Source organism: Flavobacterium magnesitis (assembly GCF_041729735.1).
GTDB lineage: Bacteria > Bacteroidota > Bacteroidia > Flavobacteriales > Flavobacteriaceae > Flavobacterium > Flavobacterium magnesitis.
In genome coordinates, this window is sequence record NZ_JBCFQK010000024.1 from 38,610 (window position 1) to 58,052 (window position 19,443).

The window sequence follows — 19,443 nt, forward strand, 5'->3', positions numbered from 1 at the left end:
ATTTATTCGATTGACTTTTTATCTTTGGAAACTGCTATAACCAAAATTTAGTTTAAATTTTATAACCATTATGAAAAAGAACCAATTCTTAGTTTTTTTATTTTTATTGGGTTTACCCATTTGTGCACAACAATCAAAAGGCAATTCGGCTTTCGAAATTAAAAATCCTGATTTTAAATTAAGTCCTGAGACAGGAATGACTAAGCAACATTGGAAAGATGCTGCAATGTATCTTTTGGAAGGTGCTTTTGGTTACATCCATTCGTTAGACGATCCGATGAAGTTTCCCAAACAAGAAGGAAAAAGTTATCCTTTGGATGAATCCAAAGTACCGACTGAAAAACTAGAAGGTTTGTGCAGAACTCTGTTTGTGGCTGCTCCGCTTTTGAAAGAAAATCCTTCATTAGTTATCAATAATATTAAAGTTGCCGATTATTATCGATATCAAATCACCCAATTAACGAATCCTAAAAGTGCTTCTTATATTGTTCCTCGTTCTAAAAATGGTGGGCCAAGCCAGAATTTAGTAGAATTTGGCGCTTTGTCCATTTCATTATTAGTTAATCCTGAGGTATTGTGGGATCCTTTAACTAAGGAACAAAAAGACGCTTTGGCAAAAAGTATGTTGAGCTATGGCGATGGTCCCACGGTGGATTCGAACTGGAAATTCTTCAATATTTTTGTATTGAGTTTCTTTAAGGATAAAGGCTATGCGGTAAACGAAAAATTATTAGTCGAATATTTAGATAAATCACTAAAAGATTATAGAGGAAACGGCTGGTATAATGATAGTCCTGCTTATGATTATTACAGCATGTGGGCTTTCCAGATGTATGGAATGATGTGGTCAGAATATTTTGGAAAAGCAAATTATCCGGAATATGCAGCCAAGTTTAAAAAGAACTTTGCCGATTTAAACAATAATTATCCGTATTTATTTAGTCAAAATGGCGATATGATTGTTTGGGGCAGAAGTATGAGTTACAGAGTGGGAGCTGTTGTTCCGTTTCCGCTAATGGGATTTGACAAAGATCCATCAATTAATTATGGTTGGATGCGAAGAATAGCTTCGGGAGTGATAAAACAATTTTTTACACATCCTGATTTTATGGAAGACAATGTTCCCACGCTTGGGGTTTATGGTCCTTTCGAACCTGCGGTGCAAGTGTACAGCTGTCGTGGCAGTGTGTATTGGATGGGCAAAATCTTTTTTGGGTTATTAGTTCCTGATGATAGCCCGTTTTGGACAGCCAAAGAAAATAATGGCGCCTGGGAAACCGAATTCAAGAAAAATAAAGTCTACAATAAATACCAGGGTGTTTCTGAAATTCTGATTACCGATTATCCCAATATTGGCGCTTCGGAAGTTAGAGCCTGGTGTCATGAAAAAGTAAAAGACGATTGGCAAAAATTCAGATCCACAGAAAATTACAATCGATTATCGTATAACAGTGCTTTTCCCTGGCAGGCTGATGGTGAGAAGGGCGAAGTGGCGATGAATTATGTCATCAAAAATAAATCGGACAAATGGGAAGCTTTTCGATTGTACACTTTTAAAAAATTTGAAGATGGCATTTATTACCGAGATGTAGTTTTAGAAACTGATGCGAATGTAAAATTCAATCTGGCTGATATTCCATTGGCAAACGGAATTTTAAGAGTAGATAAAAATAATAGTGCAACAGCATTTGCAATGCGATTGGGGCATTATGCCTTGCCAAAATTAGATCGAGAAATTAAGACTACTGTTCGAAAAATAAAAAACCACGAAGTAACGATTATTGATAACGGAAAGTACCAATTGGCAATGATTCCGCTTTTAGGTTGGGATAAATCAGAAGTAGTTCAGGCTAAAGGTTTGCATCCGGAAGCCAATGAAAGTTCCGTTATTAATCTTTCAAATAATTATGTTCCTCAAAAAGAGCAATCCACTGTTTATGCCACATTAATGTTGTGGAAAAAATCAGGAGAAAAATGGAGTGACAAAGAATTATTAGCCGTTAAACAAATTGATTTTTCTTCGAAAGAAAATACAGTCAATGTTTCTTTTGCAAATGGAGAAAAGAAATTGGTGAAATTTTAAAAATTTAGTTCTTCAAATAGAATTCAAAACCAGTAAATAATTATGTTTACTGGTTTTTTTGTGCTCTTGATTTTTGAATTTTAAAATGCAGGATGCTACAGGATGAAGTGTTCATTTTCTATTTCTAAATTGCTATTCCATTACTTCAATTTATATTTATTAGATGAAAAAAAATATTGGTTTTTTTAAGTTGTTTTTATTTCAGTATAGGCTTTGTTGGTGTTTTTTGTTTTTAGGGTTAAATACCATTCAGGCTGCGCCAGATACAGTTTTCAATGTAAAGGCTTTTGGTGCCAAAGGAGATAGTAGTACATTAGATACACAAGCCATCAATAACACGATTCAAGCTGCTGCAAAGGCAGGTGGTGGTACTGTTTATTTTCCAGCGGGTACTTATCTTAGTTTTTCTATCCGACTTAAAAGTCATATTTCACTTTATTTAGATCAAGGAGCTACTATTTTGGCAGCAACACCTTCTGAAAAAATGGGATATGATGCTCCCGAAAAAGCAGATAATGAAATATATCAGGATTTTGGGCATAGCCATTGGCAAAATAGCCTGATCTGGGGTGAGAATTTAGAGGATATTTCCATTCTTGGACCAGGAATAATTCATGGAAAAGGATTGTCCAGAAGCGGTCCTTATCGAGAGCCAATTGGAAATAAAGCGATTGCTTTGAAACTTTGTCGTAATGTAACGCTAAAAGATTTCACTATATTATACGGTGGACATTTTGGGATATTGGCAACTGGAGTAGACAATCTAACTATCGATAATTTAAAAATTGATACCAATCGGGATGGAATGGATATCGATTGTTGTAAAAACGTTCGTATTTCAAATTGCACCGTAAATTCTCCGTGGGATGATGCTATTTGTCTTAAAAGTTCATTTGCTTTGGGTTATGCCCGACCAACCGAAAACGTAACTATTACCAATTGCAGTGTTAGCGGTTTTGATCGAGGTACTTTTTACAACGGAACTTACCTGCGCAATGAAGCTCATTTGGTTCCTGATAAAGAAGGGCCAACAGGAAGAATAAAATTTGGAACTGAATCGAATGGCGGTTTTAAAAACATTACAATCAGTAATTGTGTTTTTGAATATTGTCGCGGATTAGCACTGGAAACTGTTGATGGAGGTTTGTTAGAAGATGTGACTATCAGTAATATTACAATGCGTGATATTATCAATTCGCCTATTTTTTTACGTCTCGGAGGTCGAATGCGTGCGCCTGAAGGTACAGCAGCGGGTGCTTTACGACGTATTAATATCAGTAATATCAATGTGTACAATGCTGATTCTCGTTTTGCAACTCTAATTAGTGGAATTCCGGGACATGATATTGAAGACGTACGTTTGAGTAATATTAGTATTTGGTATCGTCCGCTTGATGCTGCATCAAAAAATAGTATTCAACAAGAAGTTCCAGAATATGAAAAGGGATATCCAGAACCACAGAAATTTGGTGTTATACCAGCTTATGGCTTTTTCATTCGTCATGTAAAAAATATAGAATTGAATAATGTTAATCTTCATTTGATAGGTAATGAAACACGTCCAGCTATGATATTAACGGATGTAAAAGGAATAAAACTACGAAATGTAACTACCGCTAAAGGAGCCGATTCCAGAACGCTAGTAATGAAAGATGTGAGCGAATTATCGATAAAAGATAGCGCACCTTTAAGAGATAAGGATGATAAAAAAATACAGTCAAAGAGTTATTAGATTCTGTTTAAAATTACAAAAATAAATTTTCTTTTCCCCAACCCTAAAGGGTGGAAAATTTCTTTAAAATTCATCAAAATTGTACCTTTTAGGGTTGGGGAAATTAATTTTGATGAATTTTAAATAGGTTCTGAATTAAAAAAAAATAAAATATGAAACAGTTTTTTAATAGTATCGTTTTGGTTAGTTTTCTACTTTTAATACAAGGTACGAATGCTCAAATAGGCAAACGCTTTCCCTCGGAACGAAAAGAGGTCAAAGATCCGGTAACTGGCACGATGTTAACTTTTTTGACAAGTACGCCAAATGGTGATAATAAAATTTACCAAACGCACAATCAGTGGACTTTTGATGGCGAATGGCTTATTTTTCGTTCGAATAGAGTAAAAGGAGAAGCCATGGCTGTAAATGAAAAAACAGGCGAAATGGTTCAGGTAACTGAAGGCGGTTATGTGGGAATGCTAAATGTGGCTCGCAACAGCATGAAACTTTTCTTTATGCGAAAACCACAGGATAGTATTGCTAAGCAAAATGATAAATTAAAAAACAGAAAACGTGAGTCTGTTTCAATGCAGATTGTAGAAGTAGATTTGGGGAAATTATTCGCTGATAGTAAAATTGGAAAACTTAAAAAAGCCGATTATTATCAACGTGTTTGTGGTGTTACTCAACCCGAAATGGGAGCTGGTGGCGACTTGGCTTTGGACGGTGATGAAAACTGGGCTTATTTTCGAGTAGGAAAAGAATATGCAGCAAAATATTTGCCTTCGGGTACCAAACTGGAAGAAAGTTATGGTCCCAGAAAAATGGGAGCAGGACCAGGGGGAATTGCAGCGATGAATATAAAAACAGGAGAAATTAAATATGTAATATCAGTTCCTTTTCAAATTGGGCACATCCAAACGAATCCTTGGGTAGCGGGCGAAATTGTTTTTTGCTGGGAAACGGGTGGGAAATCGCCACAACGTACCTGGACAGTACTAAGTGACGGAACAGGACTTCGACCTTTGTATCCTGAATCAGAATACGAATGGGTAACGCATGAAGCAGTGATTAGTAAAGACGAAGTGGCAATGGCTATTATGGGGCATCGAAAAATTCAGAGTCAAGATACTACGGGAACTGCAGTAAGCGGAGCAAATCCGGGTCAGGAAGCGGCTTGGGGAGTTTCGGGAACTAGAGAAAAACCCACGGGATTAGCTATAGTTAATTTAAGAACAAGAGAAATGAAAATAGCAGGTCAAACAGATTCAGGAAGTGGTTTATGGCATGTTAGTGGTTCTCCCGATGGTCGCTGGGCGGTAGGTGATGATTTTTCACGTAGCATTTACTTGATTGATCGACATACAAGTGAAATGATGTTGCTTTCTACAGGTCATAAACAAACGGCATCAGATCATCCACATCCTACGATGAGTCCTGATGGAACTAAAATTCAAATACAGTCGGCTATGCTGAGCGAAGATAATCGGAGTATGAATATTTGTATTATTCCAGTACCAGAAGAATGGTTGCAAAGAAAGTATTGATGATTATGATTAGTATTAAAGAATTTCATTTATATTGTAAGCTAAATCTTTATATAAGATAATTTTAATTTATTTAAAATAGTTAAAGATGCAATTAAAACATTCTATTTCAAAAATAGTATTAAGGTTTATTCTATTACTGTTCTGTCTGTTTACAGCTGTAATCTATTCACAAACTAGTGAAGGTATTGCTGATGCAATAGCAGAAAAAGTTCAAGTGTTAGCCCAAAATCAGAATTTAGATAATGTTTATTTACAAACTAGCAAAGGCATTTATGAAACCAAAGAAGACCTTTGGTTTAAAGGCTATGTATTAGATGCACAAAGTTTAATTCCTTCTAACCGAAGTAAAATACTATTTGTTCAGCTAATAGAAGATGAAAGTGATAAAGTGGTATGGGAAGAAAAATACGAGATTGAAAATGGTTTTGTTGATGGTCACCTATATTTGAATGATTCTTTAAAATCGGGTTCTTATACATTAGCTGCTTATAGTGCTGCTTCTTTCTATGAAGGAATCAAAAAATTTGATGCAGTACGTAAATTACAGATTTTAAAAAGCATAGATGATATCCCTAAAGCAGTTATTCCAACTACAAAAAAAGAGCAGGTTGCAAGTTTTCAAGTCTTTCCCGAAGGCGGGAATATGGTTTCGGGTATTCAAAATAGAATCGCTTTTAAGGCTTTAGACGCAAAAGGATTGCCTGTAATTATTACTGGGAAGCTGTATGAAAATGATATTCCTATATTAGACTTTAAAAGCATGCATGCTGGAATGGGTAGTTTTATCTTCAAACCCGATTCTAGTTGCAATTACCATATAGAACTTACAGATTATAAAAATTTCAAGTATCAATTACCACAAATTCATCCTCAGGGTACAGTGCTACAATTAGTAAGTAATGACAACGACTTTGCAACTTTTAAAGTAGTAAAAACTAAAAGCATTACCAAAGAGAATATTTATTTAAGATTACAATCCAGAGGTATAGTGTATAGTATAGCAATGGGGGTTTTAGATGAAAAATTAACAGTCAAAATTCCTCTAAAAGATATTCCTCAGGGTATTGCCGAAGTCACCCTTTTTAATGGAAATATAGAACCTATAGCAGAACGTTTAATTTATGTTAATCAACAAAAAAAGTTAAATGTATCAGCAATAGTAGATAAAAGCGATTACCAAATAAGAGAAAAAGTTAGCTTAAAGATTAAGGTAACTGACCAAAAAAATCAACCAGTTGTTGCTCATTTAGGTATAAGTGTATTTGATCAGTTGTATCAAAATAAGTTGGATTCAAAAAACATCCTGACTCATTATTATCTTTCTACAGAGCTAAATGGTACTATTTATGATCCCGGCTATTATTTTAATGAAAAAAATGCTGACAGACATCAAGCACTCGACTTATTGTTACTTACCCAAGGTTGGAGGCGCTATGTTTGGAATGAACACAATTTAACAGAACGCAATGCACATTTTCAAACATTTCTATCTGATAGTATTATAGGACATCTGGGATTAGAGAATCCAAATAAAAAAACAGCCGAACTAACATCAAAGGTTGTAATGGTTTTTACAGCCGATCCTTTAAAAGAAAAAGATATTTTCACTACTGATTCTAATGGAGTGTTTAGTGTTAATTCCACTCATTTAAAAATAGGTGAAAGAGCATATTTGTATCTAAAACCCATGGCAGCAGAAAAACCAAAGCATGTAATCAATATCAGAGATAATTCTTTTACAAACATCAATTCTACTAGGAAGGAAGTAACAATAAACTATCCGTTTTCAAAATTACAGGATAAAACTGTTAAAGACATACAAGAAACTTGGATGCGACTCAATGATATTCAAAAATTAGACGAAGTTGTTATTACATCTAATAAAAAAAAGGTTTTTAGAGATAAATACTTAGGTACTCTGGATAGTTTAGCAAGATTGGATAGTGGTAATATGGATTTTGTATGTCTGGCAGGAGGTCCTAAACGTCCTATTCTGAATTGTTTTATGAGAAATCACCATGATGGTAATACGAGAACTCCAAAAGATGGAGAGATGGTCGTTGTCTTACTCGGTAAAAACAAAGAGATATTGGGAACAGATTACCCTCAACAAGCTTATTATGGAACCAGAGAGATTGTTTATAAAGATTCAAATCAAAATTTAACAGAAGAAGAACTTTTAAGAAAATTTAATCTAAAAATGATGAAAGGATATTATGGGAAGCGAGAGTTTTATCAAGCGGTATATGATGAAGTAACCATAACTGATCCGCTACCTGATTATAGAAATACCCTTTTTTGGAAACCGGATGTTATCACTAATGAGCAAGGAGAAGCTAGTATAGAATTTTATTGTTCTGATATTAATTCTTTATTTTTTGGAAATATTGAAGGCGTGAGTGGAGAGGGTCTGTTGGGAACTGATAAATTTGAATTTAGAGTTAAGAAAAATAGGTAAATAAACATTGAAAAAGAATGAGAAAAATAAGATGCTTTTTTTTGAGATTTTTACATTTATTTCTTTTGTCGTGGATATTGATACTCCCTATCGGTGCTCAAAATAATAGTGCAGTGACAGACCAATTAGCGGAGCAATTACATAGTGTTTCCAAAAACAATGCTGTTGATTTAGTGTACTTACAAACCAACAAAAGTATTTATGAAACTGAGGAAGACCTTTGGTTTAAAGGCTATGTATTAGATGCGCAAAGTTTTATTCCTTCTAATCGAAGTAAGACACTATTTGTTCAGTTAGTAGAAGATGCAAGCGATAAAGTGGTATGGCAAAAAAAATACGAGATTGAAAATGGTTTTGTAAACGGACATCTTTTTTTAGAAAGTGCACTGATAGAAGGAAGCTATACTTTATCAGCCTACAGTTCTAATTCTTTTACTAAAGAGCCTGGAGAATTTTATGCACTAAAAAAAATAAAAGTTGTACAAACGATTAATCAAAATCCGACTGTAGTTCCTGTTGAAAAAGATAGTATTATCCATTTTACAAGTTTCCCCGAAGGGGGGCAACTCGTTTCACGAATCAATAGTAATTTAGCTTTTAAAGCGGTAAATTCAAAAGGATTGCCTCTAGCTGTTTCAGGTACTTTATTTGAAAACAACACTCCTTTAGTTGATTTTAAAAGCAGTCATGCAGGTATGGGATTACTTACTTTTACTCCCGATAACAACAAAAAATACCACATTCTACTTAGTGAACCAGCATCAGATACAATTTATGCTATTGCCTCTGTAGCTTCCAGTGGCAAGGTATTACGCTTGCTAAGTAACACTAAAGAAACATTGACTTTTAAGGTTACACAAAGTGACGGACTTAAGGAAGAAAGAGTATATCTGCGATTACAAATTCGAGGTATTGTTTATAGTATTGCAACAGGGGTTTTACAAAAAGAATTGACCATTAAAATTCCATTAAAAGAAGTGCCCCAAGGTATTGCCGAAGTCACTTTGTTTAATGAAAATGCGTTGCCAATTGCCGAGCGATTGGTGTATGTAAATCAGGAACAGAAATTAACGATTCAAACTGAATTGGACAAAAGCAGTTACACCACTAGGGAAAAAGCCAAGTTAAAAATAAAAGTAACCGACCAAAACGGACAGCCCATTATAGCGCATTTGGGATTAAGCATCTATGACGGAATTTATCAAAACAAGCAAGACGTAAAAAACATACAAATACACTATTTACTATCCACTCAATTAAAAGGGAACATCTACAATCCTGTTTATTATTTTAATGAACAAAATAAAAATCGCAACCAAGCATTAGATTTATTGATGCTGACACAAGGATGGCGCTCCTATGTTTGGAATGAAACTAATTTAAAAGACTTAGGAACTGCTTTCAAACCGATTATTTTGGAAGAAATCAAAGGGAAAGTTCGTTTACAAAATCCTGATAAAAAAGCAACAACAGTTATTGGAGAAAAAGGAATGACAGTTTTTTCAGCTGACGAAAGCAAAGGAAGTGATTTTATGCTGACTGATACAACAGGTGTTTTTACTATTATTCCCAATGATCTAAAAAAAGGAGAAGGAGGTTATACTTATATTAAATTAATGACTGCGCCAAAGCCAAAATATACTATGGCTATTAAGGATTTTTCGTTTGAAACTATTAATAATGAACGCAGTACTAAAACCTTGCTATATCCTTTGGCGGAGATAGAAAAAAGAAATACTCAAGTAGTTTCCCCTTTTATAGGACGGGAATCCATCAACAAATTAAAAGAAGTTACCATTACTTCGAAAAAGAAGGGAATAGTATTTAGGGACAAGTACATTGGCAAACTCGATAGTTTGTATAAAGCACAAAATCCTACAGCTGATTTTGTATGTTATGAAAACATTTTAAACTGCAAACTTCATCGGGAATGTCCGGGTGAACATAAAAGACCCATCGAAGGAGAAAAATACAACATATGTAGTGATATTAAATGGCTTAATGGGAGTGGTCCGTGCGGTGGTGCTTTTATGCCTGGACAGTGTAATGAAATTACTTATCATTATCCTAAGCTAACGGAAACGCAGCTTTTAGAAATGTTTAATATTGCCATGATTGAAGGCTATTATGGCAAAAAAGTGTTTTATGAAGCTGTATATGATGAAGTGACCATAACTGATTCTACCCCAGATTATCGCAATACTTTATTCTGGAAACCCGATATTATAACAGATACTAATGGTGAAGCTAATATAGAATTTTATTGCTCTGATATTAATTCCTTGTTTTTAGGGAATATTGAAGGTGTGAGTGGAGAGGGTCTGTTGGGATTTGATAATTTTGAATTTAAAATTAAGAAAGATAGGTAAATAAACAGGGGTATTAAAAACAAAAAAGTTCTATGATTTTTAGGAAGGTAGAAAATAGTGTTTTTATTTAAAAATCTATGTTTTGATTCGATTATATGAATAATTCTATAATCAAAGTATTAGATTTGTTTAATTATAATTTCAGCACAAAAAATGAAAAAAACTTCAAAAATAGCTAGTCTTACTATTGATGAATTTTCGGCTACGCCAAAATACCAACAGTTGGTGAATGCGATACTGAATGCCATCAAGCAAGGAGATTTGGAAAAAGGCGATGCGATGCCTTCTATTAACGAACTCAGCTTTCAGTACGAAATATCAAGAGTCACTATAGAAAAAGGATATAATATTCTTCGAAAAATGGGAATTCTAGAAGCTTTTCATGGTAAAGGTTATTTTATTGCTAATACTGATGTGTCACAGGATATCAAAATATTTTTGATGTTCAATAAACTAAGTGCACATAAAAAAATAATTTATGATGCCTTTGTGGAAACATTGGGAGACAAAGCAGCGATTGATTTTTATATCTACAATAACGATTATGCGTTGTTTAAAAAGCTATTAAATCAACAAAAAACCGATTATACTCATTATGTAATTATTCCCCATTTTATTGAAAAATCAGATGGGTATCAGTTGTTGATTGAAGGACTTTCCAAAGAAAAACTTGTTCTAGTTGGGAAAAAAATAAAAGGTATCACTGGAGATTATGCTGCCGTTTATGAAAATTTTGAGCAGGATATTTACAATGCTTTAACGGAGGCTTTAGAACCATTGAGTAAATACCATACTTTAAAATTGATTTTTCCAGTCAATAGTTATTTTCCAAAAGAAATTGTAAAAGGCTTTGAAAATTTTTGCTACAATTATGCATTTAATTTTAAAATTGTCAACAACCTTGATGAGGAAAAAGTTAGCGAAGGAGAAGTTTATATTAACCTAATGGAAGAAGATTTGGTAAAAATCTTAGACAAAATTATAAGTTTAAATCTCATTTTAGGAGAGCAAGTAGGTTTGATTTCGTATAATGAAACTCCGCTTAAAAATTATATTATGAATGGATTAACCACCATTTCAACCGATTTTAAAACTATGGGAATTACAGCAGCTAATTTAGTGTTGAATAATTCCAAAACCCATATCGAAAATCCTTTTAAATTAATCCTTAGAGGCTCCTTGTAGTGATATTTTAAAAGGAATTATATACAAACTAAATTGCTTGTACTTCTGTAAAATCTATTTTATTTTGAAGTTTTTTATGAGAATATATCAGTAAAATTAAAATATATTTTAGATTTCATTTTTTTGTTTTCATTTTTTTCGTTAAATTTATAGATACTTAAATTTATCTATTATGAATGTAAATCAAATATTAAGCGTAAAAGGGAATGAGGTTCATTCCATACTTTCTACCATTACAGTATATGAAGCATTACGAATAATGGGAGAAAGAAATGTCGGAGCTGTTTTAATTATTGAGGATAATGTTTTAAAAGGAATATTATCTGAAAGAGATTATGCTAGGAAAATTGCCTTGAAAAACAAATCTTCAAGAGATACCTTTGTGCATGAAATCATGGATACAGATTTAATTACGGTAACCCCAACAGATGATTTAGATTATTGTATGGATTTGATTACTAATAAAAGAATCCGACACTTACCTGTTTTATTAGAGAACGAAGTTGTTGGAATTATTTCAATAGGTGATGTGGTAAAAACGATAATGGAAAATCAAAAAAACACCATAGACTATTTAGATTCTTATATCACAGGAACTAAGACGTAAAAACATTATTATGATAACCATTATATTATCAATTTTTATTTTAGCACTTGGAATTGCTGGGATTGCCATTAAATTATTGATCAAAAAAAACGGAACTTTTTCAGGTACTTGTAGTAGCAATAATCCATTGATACAAGATGAAGGTGGCTCCTGTAGCATTTGTGGAGCAAAACCAGAAGAAAAGTGCAAATCTTAATGTATTTCTTCTATCGAATTTTTTAAACTTTCGGTAGTATATGTTTTCCAAGTTCCTTTATCATCATAAATGAAGTAAACCTCTAGGTTTAATTCTTTATTGTTTTCTAAAAAAGTCTTTGACTCCTCTAACCCCATTATCATAAAAGCAGTGGCGTAAGCGTCTGCAGTAATGCCATCATGTGCAATTACTGTGGCACTTAATAAATTTTGCTTTGCGGGATAACCCGTTTTTGGGTTGATGATATGAGAAAATTTCTGACCATCTTCTTCATAAAATTTTCGATAATTTCCAGAGGTGGCAAGAGCTTTATTCTTTAAATTTATAATAGCCTTAAGTTTTCTTTCAGCTGTTGTTTTTTCATCAGGTGTGTCAATACCAACTCTCCAGTTTTCATTTTCTTTTTTTCCTTTGGCTTTTAGTTCTCCTCCCAATTCAACTAAGTAATTGTTTATTCCTCTGATTTCAAGATAATTGGCTAAAACATCAACAGAGTATCCTTGTGCTATGGCGTTGAAATCGAGTTTGATTTGTGGTTTTACTTTTATTATTTTATTGTTTTCTAGTTTTAACATTTTATAACCAACAAGTTGTAGTAAACTATCAATTTTGGTACTATCTAGACTAGTTTTTTTTGAAAAACCAAATCCCATAGCATTTGCTAATGGCCCAATAGTGATGTCAAAAACACCATTTGTTTTTTCTGAGACTTCAACCGATTTATTAAACACATCAATAAAATATTGATCAACTAGAACAATACTATCATTGTTGTTTATTTTTGAAATAATCGAATTAGGAAGCCATATTGACATGGATAAGTCAATATTTTTTAAAAGAGAATCAATGGCTTTTTTGTGATTAATTCCATCATCTGATAGATAAGAAATGTGATAGGTGGTACCCTGTGCATTTCCTTCCAATTTGATTATCCTATCAGCATTACAACCAGTAAAAATAGTGAGAGATGTAAAAAGTAAAATCAGGATTTTTTTCATAGATATTTTTTTATCCTCCAAAATCATCAAAAGCAATATTTTCAGGCGGAACACCCAGTTCGTCAAGCATTTTAAAAACAGCACTGTTCATCATTGGAGGACCACAAATATAATATTCAACATCTTCTGGGGCTTCATGATTCTTTAGATAATTTTCAAACAATACATTATGAATAAAACCTGTATAACCAGTCCAATTGTCTTCAGGTAAAGGTTCTGAGAGCGCAATATTATATTCAAAGTTAGGGAAATCTTTTTCTATGTCAAGGAAATGATCAGTATAAAAAACTTCTTTTAAAGATCTTCCTCCGTACCAAAAACTTATTTTTCTTTCTGTTTCTTTTTGGGTATGAAAAAGATGAAAAAGATGCGAACGTAACGGAGCCATTCCTGCACCACCACCTATATATATCATTTCTCTTTGTGTAGGCTTAATATGAAAATCGCCAAAAGGACCTGCAATATTGACTTTGTCTCCAGGTTTTAGGGAGAATACATACGAGGAACAAACTCCTGGATTTACTTTCATAAATCCGCCTGCTTTTCTGTCGAAAGGAGGAGTGGCAAGGCGAATATTCAACATGATAATATTACCTTCGGCAGGATGATTAGCCATAGAATAAGCTCTAAAAAGAGGTTCTTTATTTATCATCTTTAAATCCCAGATTTTGAATTTATCATAGTCTTCCTTGAATCGATTGTCAATGTTATAAAGATCTTTTTCAAAGTCAATTTCAGATACAGGTACATCTAATTGTATATAACTACCGGATTCAAATTCCATGAATTCATCTTTAGGTAATTTAACAACTAATTCTTTGATGTAAGTGGCTACATTATTATTTGTAACCACTTCACATTCCCATTTTTTAATTCCTATTACTTTGTCAGGAATGATTATTTCCATATCCTGCTTTACTTTTACCTGGCATCCTAGTCTCCAGTTTGATTGCTGCTCTTTTCTGGTAAAATATGGGGTTTCCGTAGGTAAAATTCCACCACCACCTGATAAAATCTGGCATTTGCACATACCACAAGTTCCTCCACCACCGCAGGCTGAGGGTAAAAATATTTTTTTATTGGACAATGTTGCTAGTAGCGAAGAGCCTGCTTCGCTTTCTAATTCGTCTTTTTTATTAATGATTATTTTTACTAGCCCTGAGGGAGTCAATTTTGATTTAGCATATAGAATTATATACACAAGTAGTGAGTTGAATAGTAAAAAAACGACTATACTACAAATGATTATGGTGCTATTAATATTTAAAACTATCATTGTTTACTTGATTAGATATTTATAATGAAATCCCCATAAAACTCATAAACCCTATAGCCATCAATCCAGTTAAGATAAAAGTAATACCCAAACCTCGTAGTGGCGCTGGAACATTTGAATAGCGTAATTTCTCTCGTATAGCTGATAATGCTACTATGGCTAAAAACCAACCTACACCAGAACCTAGACCAAAAACGGTAGCTTCTCCTAAAGTGGTATATTCTCTTTCTTGCATAAATAAAGCACCTCCTAAAATAGAACAGTTAACTGCAATTAATGGTAAAAATATCCCTAAAGAAGTATATAATGTGGGTGCAAATTTTTCAATAATCATTTCTACTAGTTGCACTATTGAAGCGATTGTTGCAATAAACATAATAAAGCTTAAAAAACTAAGGTCAACCGCTTCAAAATCGGGTGATAACCAACTTAAAGCGCCTGCTTTTAAAACATATTTTTCTAATAAATAACAGGTAGGTACTGAAATAAATAAAACAAATGTTACTGCAAGTCCTAATCCAATAGCACTTTTTACGGTTTTAGAAATGGCCAGATATGAACACATGCCTAGAAAATAGGCAAAGATCATATTCTCAATAAAAATTGCTTTTATAAAGATATTTATATGTTCCATAATAGAATGTTTATTTAAAACGGTATTTAATAATTACTAGTTAACTTATTTAGATTCTATTAGCTTTTGATTTCGACTTCGTTGTATCCAAATAATAATTCCAACAATGATTAATGCCATGGGAGGCATAATGATGAGACTATTATTAAAATATCCTAATTTATAAATCGATTCGGGTATAACTTGAAATCCCATTAATTGCCCTGAACCAAATAATTCTCTAATCATAGAAACAATCACCAATATTAATCCATACCCTATACCATTCCCGATTCCATCTATTAATGAGGCCCAGGGTTTGTTAGCCATTGCAAAGGCTTCTAACCTCCCCATGATAATACAATTGGTAATGATTAATCCTACGAAAACGGATAGTTGTTTACTTACATCAAATAAAAAAGCTTTTAAAAACTGATCTACTAAGATTACCATAGTAGCTACAACGGTTAGTTGAACTATAATCCGAATACGGTTTGGGATAATATTTCGGATACAGGAAATAATCACATTTGAAAAAGCACATACCACTACCACAGCAATTGCTATAACAATAGAAGGCTTCATTTTAACTGTAACTGCTAAAGCCGAACAGATTCCCAATACCTGAACCGTTATTGGATTATTGTCGTTTAGAGGGTCATACAAAAGCCGTTTGTTTTTTGATGAAAACAAAGGCTCTTTTGGTTCTTTTTTAGATTTTGCAGAAGCTGCAGTTATTTCTTTGCTCATACTACTTTTATTTAAGTTGGTAAATGCTATTGTTTTTTACTTTTTAAAATAGGGGATGTAATTGCTAAGGGTTCTTTGAAACATTTCACTAACACCGTTACTGGTAATTGTTGCACCAGATATAGCATCAACACCGTGTTCATCATTAGGAGAAGAACCTCCTTTTATAACTTGTACTGAAACAAATTTCCCTGATTCATCAAATATTTTTTTTCCGATAAACTGTTGTTGAAATTTTTCTGTTTCAATTTCGGCACCAAGACCAGGTGTTTCTCCTTTATGTCCAAAACTAGCACCATAAACGGTGTTCATATCACTTTCTAAAGAAATATATCCCCATATTGGTCCCCATAATCCTTTTCCTCTAACAGGAATGATATAAAAAGATTTTCCGTCTTTATTACAAATGAATAGCGGAAACAATTGTTCATCTGCTTTACCTATTTTGGTTTTATCCAATTCCTTTTTAAGGTCTATATCAAAAGCGGGAACTTTACCAGTTACTTCTTCTCCTTTATTATTCAGAACAATTTCTTTACTAATATATTTTTTAAATAGCTGTTCGGTTTCAGGAGTTTCCGTATTTATAGCAACACTTGTTAAAATGTTTTTCATTTTTTCTATTCGACTGTTTTTTTCTTGATAGGGACTGAGGCTAATTGAGGTTACTGATAGCAATATTGCCACCACCACCACCATGATAGAGGAAAATAGAAATGTAGCTTTGTTACTGTCTTTATTCATTTGGATTTTGTATTGGTTTTACTCTTTTTAATCTACGTTTGATATTTGCAGCAACTACATAATGATCAATTAAAGGCGCCATTACATTCATAAACAAGATGGACAACATCATCCCTTCGGGATAGGCTGGGTTAAATACCCGGAATAGAATGGCAAACATTCCTATTAAAAAACCATAGATGTATTTTCCTGTATTGGTTTGTGTTGCACTCACTGGGTCGGTTGCCATAAAAATGGCACCAAAAGCAAAACCTCCTAAGGCTAAATGATGTAGAGGAGTGATTTGCATTAAGGTATTTAGTCCAAAGACATTGAAAAGGAGCGCCATTATATATCCGCCAACAAAAACAGAGCTCATAATCCGCCAGCTACCAATACCTGTATACAATAAAATAGCTGCTCCTATCAAACAGGCAATTGTAGATGTTTCTCCTACAGATCCAGGAATAGCACCAATAAAAGATTCCATTATACTGGGGATTTTATCGGCATGACCTGCTGCCGCTTCACCCAGAGGAGTGGCGCCGCTATAGGCATCAACTACAGCTTGTCCCTTTTCTGTACTTGTATTTATCCATACTTCGTTCCCAGACATTTTAGTAGGATAAGCAAAGAACAGAAATGCTCTAGCAGTAAGTGCAGGATTTAGAATATTCATACCAGTACCGCCAAAAACTTCTTTTCCAATAATAACTGCAAAAATAGTAGCTACAGCCAGCATCCATAAAGGTACATCAATAGGCATTGTCAGCGGTATCAATATTCCTGAGACAAGAAAACCTTCGCTGATAGTATGTTTTCTTATAATGGCAAAAATAAATTCGGTGGTCAAACCCGCACCATAAGAAACAACAACTAAAGGCAGCACTTTAATAGCACCAAAAATAAAATTATCAAAATGAGAAACATTTTCAATTCCTAAAGCTAAATAATGTTGGTATCCCACGTTCCACATTCCAAATAGCAGACAGGGAATTAAGGATATTACCACCAATATCATGGTACGCTTTAAATCTATAGCATCCCGCACATGTGTTCCTTTGCTTTTTGTTGTGTGATCTGGAACAAACAGAAAGGTTTCAAATGCATCAAAAGCTGGATAGAATTTCTCCAGTTTGCCTCCTTTTTCAAAATTAGGCTTTAGGCTGTTTAGTAATTTTCTTAGTGGTTTCAAATTCAATTATTTTTAATGATGAAATTCAGATAGGATCTTTATCTTGTGTTTGATTACTTCTTTTTTCAATTTAAACAAGAGTTGACTATTTAAAAACAGATTTGAATTAAAAGCAAATCAAAAAATGGATTAACTAAATTCTTTGCGAATCATTTCAAGACCGCGATGAATAATTTCCTGAGATTTTATCTTTGAGGTACATACTAATTCACATAGTGCAAAATCTTCTTCCACAACTTCATAAATCCCTAACTTTTCCATCATATCTATATCTTCAATCAATATTGATTTTAAAAGTTGTACAGGATAAATATCCAGAGGAAAAACTTTTTCATACTGTCCTGTCATTACAAAAGGACGCTCTTCGCCATGTGTATTAGTAGTAAGAAGATGTTCTTTATTTGGTGTTAACCAGGAAAAAAAGGTTCGAGACACACTGAATTTATTAAATCCAGGAGCTAACCAGCCCATAAATTCAAAATCATTTCCTTCGGGAATAGCTGTTATTTGGGAATCATAAAAGCCTAAATAACCGTCAGCGGGTATTTGGCTACCAGACAAAACAGAACCACTAATGATTCGATTTTCTCCTTTTTTTAGACCGCATTCAGCAATAATATTTTTTATAGAAGAACCTACAATGGTTTTAAAATATTTAGGATTTTCAATTTGTGAACCAGTCAAGGCAATAGTTCTAGTGGCATCAAATATTCCTTCATTAAACAATTTACCAATAATTACTACATCTTGCGGATTGATATACCATACAATATCTCCTTTATTTATGGGATCAATATGATGAATTTGTGTTCCGATATTTCCAGCTGGGTGCGGCCCGGATATTTTGTTAATTTGTACGTTTTGCGCCTGAATAAAAGTTGAGGCAGGTGATGAATCTGCTTTTATATTCAAATGTATTTTTCCTTGGGTTAATTTTTTTAAAGCATCTAATCCAGTTTGAAAATCAATTTCTTTTCCATTCATTATAAAATTATAATCTGGTGCCAATGGATTACTGTCAAATGCAGATATAAAAATAGATTTCGGAATATCAGTTGGGTTAGCTGTAATTCCATACGGGCGTTGACGAATAAAAGGCCAAACACCGCTATTTAATAATTGTTCAATAATTTTTTCTCTGCCTAATTGATTGGGATTTGATTTTTGGAATTTGACATACTTAATTTCTCTGTCAGCTACTATTTTAATTTCTAGGATTACTCTTTTTTCTCCACGAAGAATTTCAATTACTTTACCGCTAACAGGAGAGCAAAATGTAATGGCTTCACTATTTTTATTATAACACAAAGGGGTTCCTGCCAGGACAGTATCACCTTCTTTTACGAGAAGTTTAGGGGTAAGGCCAGTGAAATCAGCTGGTTTTATCGCGAATATTTCAGAAATAGGCATTTCTACTACTGATTTAGCAGCTTCACCAATCAATTTGAGATCCAATCCTCGTTTAATTCTAATATATTCACTCATATCATTAACTTATTTTAATAGGTATTATTTATGATTTTCTAATATTTAGTAAAACTTTAGTTTGCTAGATCAATTACGCATATTTTTTTTTATAGAATTAATAATAAAATTCCAATTTAATGATTTTAAGCCAAATGAGCAATAAAAATATAAAAAAAGTCATATAATAATTGGAATTTATAGCTGAAATACATCAATTAATAAACCGGATTCATCATTAAATATAATCTTTATTTAGGGC

The 19,443-nt window shown here is 33.2% G+C and carries 15 protein-coding genes; 8 read left to right on the forward strand and 7 right to left on the reverse strand.

The window, feature by feature from the left end; translation table 11 throughout:
* Window positions 1-70 precede the first annotated feature (70 nt).
* The 8 genes from AAGV33_RS13995 to AAGV33_RS14030 all read left to right on the forward strand — a co-directional run bounded on the left by AAGV33_RS13995 (window position 71) and on the right by AAGV33_RS14030 (window position 12,162).
* The gene (locus tag AAGV33_RS13995; protein WP_373392767.1) at window positions 71-2,083 is read left to right on the forward strand and encodes a DUF2264 domain-containing protein; all 2,013 of its coding nucleotides are present in this window, start codon (window positions 71-73) and stop codon (window positions 2,081-2,083) included.
* Between the two features lie 163 nt (window positions 2,084-2,246).
* Window positions 2,247-3,815 (forward strand): rhamnogalacturonidase, encoded by a 1,569-nt coding sequence (locus tag AAGV33_RS14000; RefSeq protein ID WP_373392769.1) that lies wholly within the window; start codon window positions 2,247-2,249, stop codon window positions 3,813-3,815.
* Window positions 3,816-3,967: 152 nt separating this feature from the next.
* Entirely contained in the window at window positions 3,968-5,344 is a 1,377-nt protein-coding gene (locus tag AAGV33_RS14005; protein ID WP_373392771.1) for a TolB family protein, read from the forward strand.
* 88 nt (window positions 5,345-5,432) lie between these two features.
* Window positions 5,433-7,805 (forward strand): hypothetical protein, encoded by a 2,373-nt coding sequence (locus AAGV33_RS14010; RefSeq protein ID WP_373392773.1) that lies wholly within the window; start codon window positions 5,433-5,435, stop codon window positions 7,803-7,805.
* A 113-nt stretch (window positions 7,806-7,918) separates the two neighbouring features.
* On the forward strand, window positions 7,919-10,174 hold the full coding sequence (locus AAGV33_RS14015; protein ID WP_373392775.1) for a hypothetical protein: 2,256 nt from the start codon (window positions 7,919-7,921) through the stop codon (window positions 10,172-10,174).
* A gap of 153 nt (window positions 10,175-10,327) precedes the next feature.
* A complete protein-coding gene (locus tag AAGV33_RS14020; protein ID WP_373392776.1) occupies window positions 10,328-11,359 on the forward strand; it encodes a GntR family transcriptional regulator in 1,032 nt (343 codons plus the stop codon).
* Window positions 11,360-11,531: 172 nt separating this feature from the next.
* A complete protein-coding gene (locus AAGV33_RS14025) occupies window positions 11,532-11,966 on the forward strand; it encodes a CBS domain-containing protein (protein ID WP_373392778.1) in 435 nt (144 codons plus the stop codon).
* A 10-nt stretch (window positions 11,967-11,976) separates the two neighbouring features.
* Window positions 11,977-12,162 carry a membrane or secreted protein gene (locus tag AAGV33_RS14030; RefSeq protein ID WP_373392780.1) on the forward strand — a complete coding sequence of 62 codons (186 nt, stop codon included), beginning with the start codon at window positions 11,977-11,979 and terminating at the stop codon, window positions 12,160-12,162.
* Here AAGV33_RS14030 and AAGV33_RS14035 read toward each other — a convergent pair.
* The 7 genes from AAGV33_RS14035 to AAGV33_RS14065 form a co-directional block, all read right to left on the reverse strand.
* On the reverse strand, window positions 12,159-13,160 hold the full coding sequence (locus AAGV33_RS14035; RefSeq protein ID WP_373392782.1) for an FAD:protein FMN transferase: 1,002 nt from the start codon (window positions 13,158-13,160) through the stop codon (window positions 12,159-12,161). The genes AAGV33_RS14030 and AAGV33_RS14035 overlap by 4 nt on opposite strands.
* A gap of 10 nt (window positions 13,161-13,170) precedes the next feature.
* On the reverse strand, window positions 13,171-14,436 hold the full coding sequence (gene nqrF, locus AAGV33_RS14040) for an NADH:ubiquinone reductase (Na(+)-transporting) subunit F (RefSeq protein WP_373392784.1): 1,266 nt from the start codon (window positions 14,434-14,436) through the stop codon (window positions 13,171-13,173).
* Between the two features lie 19 nt (window positions 14,437-14,455).
* Window positions 14,456-15,070: an NADH:ubiquinone reductase (Na(+)-transporting) subunit E gene (gene nqrE, locus AAGV33_RS14045; protein WP_373392786.1), complete on the reverse strand. Its 615-nt coding sequence runs from the start codon at window positions 15,068-15,070 to the stop codon at window positions 14,456-14,458.
* A 45-nt stretch (window positions 15,071-15,115) separates the two neighbouring features.
* Entirely contained in the window at window positions 15,116-15,799 is a 684-nt protein-coding gene (locus tag AAGV33_RS14050; RefSeq protein WP_373392788.1) for an NADH:ubiquinone reductase (Na(+)-transporting) subunit D, read from the reverse strand.
* Between the two features lie 36 nt (window positions 15,800-15,835).
* Window positions 15,836-16,543 (reverse strand): NADH:ubiquinone reductase (Na(+)-transporting) subunit C, encoded by a 708-nt coding sequence (gene nqrC / locus AAGV33_RS14055; protein WP_373392790.1) that lies wholly within the window; start codon window positions 16,541-16,543, stop codon window positions 15,836-15,838.
* On the reverse strand, window positions 16,536-17,717 hold the full coding sequence (locus AAGV33_RS14060; protein ID WP_373392792.1) for an NADH:ubiquinone reductase (Na(+)-transporting) subunit B: 1,182 nt from the start codon (window positions 17,715-17,717) through the stop codon (window positions 16,536-16,538). Before AAGV33_RS14060 ends, nqrC begins: the two co-directional genes overlap by 8 nt.
* 129 nt (window positions 17,718-17,846) lie before the next feature.
* Window positions 17,847-19,202 carry a Na(+)-translocating NADH-quinone reductase subunit A gene (locus AAGV33_RS14065; RefSeq protein ID WP_373392794.1) on the reverse strand — a complete coding sequence of 452 codons (1,356 nt, stop codon included), beginning with the start codon at window positions 19,200-19,202 and terminating at the stop codon, window positions 17,847-17,849.
* Window positions 19,203-19,443 lie beyond the last annotated feature (241 nt).

Bases quoted from the DNA above. Each gene is read 5' to 3' on its own strand.
- nqrE (WP_373392786.1), bottom strand. From the start codon at position 15,070: ATGGAACATATAAATATCTTTATAAAAGCAATTTTTATTGAGAATATG.
- AAGV33_RS14065 (WP_373392794.1), bottom strand. From the start codon at position 19,202: ATGAGTGAATATATTAGAATTAAACGAGGATTGGATCTCAAATTGATT.
- nqrC (WP_373392790.1), bottom strand. From the start codon at position 16,543: ATGAATAAAGACAGTAACAAAGCTACATTTCTATTTTCCTCTATCATG.
- AAGV33_RS14035 (WP_373392782.1), bottom strand. From the start codon at position 13,160: ATGAAAAAAATCCTGATTTTACTTTTTACATCTCTCACTATTTTTACT.
- nqrF (WP_373392784.1), bottom strand. From the start codon at position 14,436: ATGATAGTTTTAAATATTAATAGCACCATAATCATTTGTAGTATAGTC.
- AAGV33_RS14000 (WP_373392769.1), top strand. From the start codon at position 2,247: ATGAAAAAAAATATTGGTTTTTTTAAGTTGTTTTTATTTCAGTATAGG.
- AAGV33_RS14025 (WP_373392778.1), top strand. From the start codon at position 11,532: ATGAATGTAAATCAAATATTAAGCGTAAAAGGGAATGAGGTTCATTCC.
- AAGV33_RS14030 (WP_373392780.1), top strand. From the start codon at position 11,977: ATGATAACCATTATATTATCAATTTTTATTTTAGCACTTGGAATTGCT.
- AAGV33_RS14050 (WP_373392788.1), bottom strand. From the start codon at position 15,799: ATGAGCAAAGAAATAACTGCAGCTTCTGCAAAATCTAAAAAAGAACCA.
- AAGV33_RS14010 (WP_373392773.1), top strand. From the start codon at position 5,433: ATGCAATTAAAACATTCTATTTCAAAAATAGTATTAAGGTTTATTCTA.
- AAGV33_RS14005 (WP_373392771.1), top strand. From the start codon at position 3,968: ATGAAACAGTTTTTTAATAGTATCGTTTTGGTTAGTTTTCTACTTTTA.
- AAGV33_RS14020 (WP_373392776.1), top strand. From the start codon at position 10,328: ATGAAAAAAACTTCAAAAATAGCTAGTCTTACTATTGATGAATTTTCG.
- AAGV33_RS13995 (WP_373392767.1), top strand. From the start codon at position 71: ATGAAAAAGAACCAATTCTTAGTTTTTTTATTTTTATTGGGTTTACCC.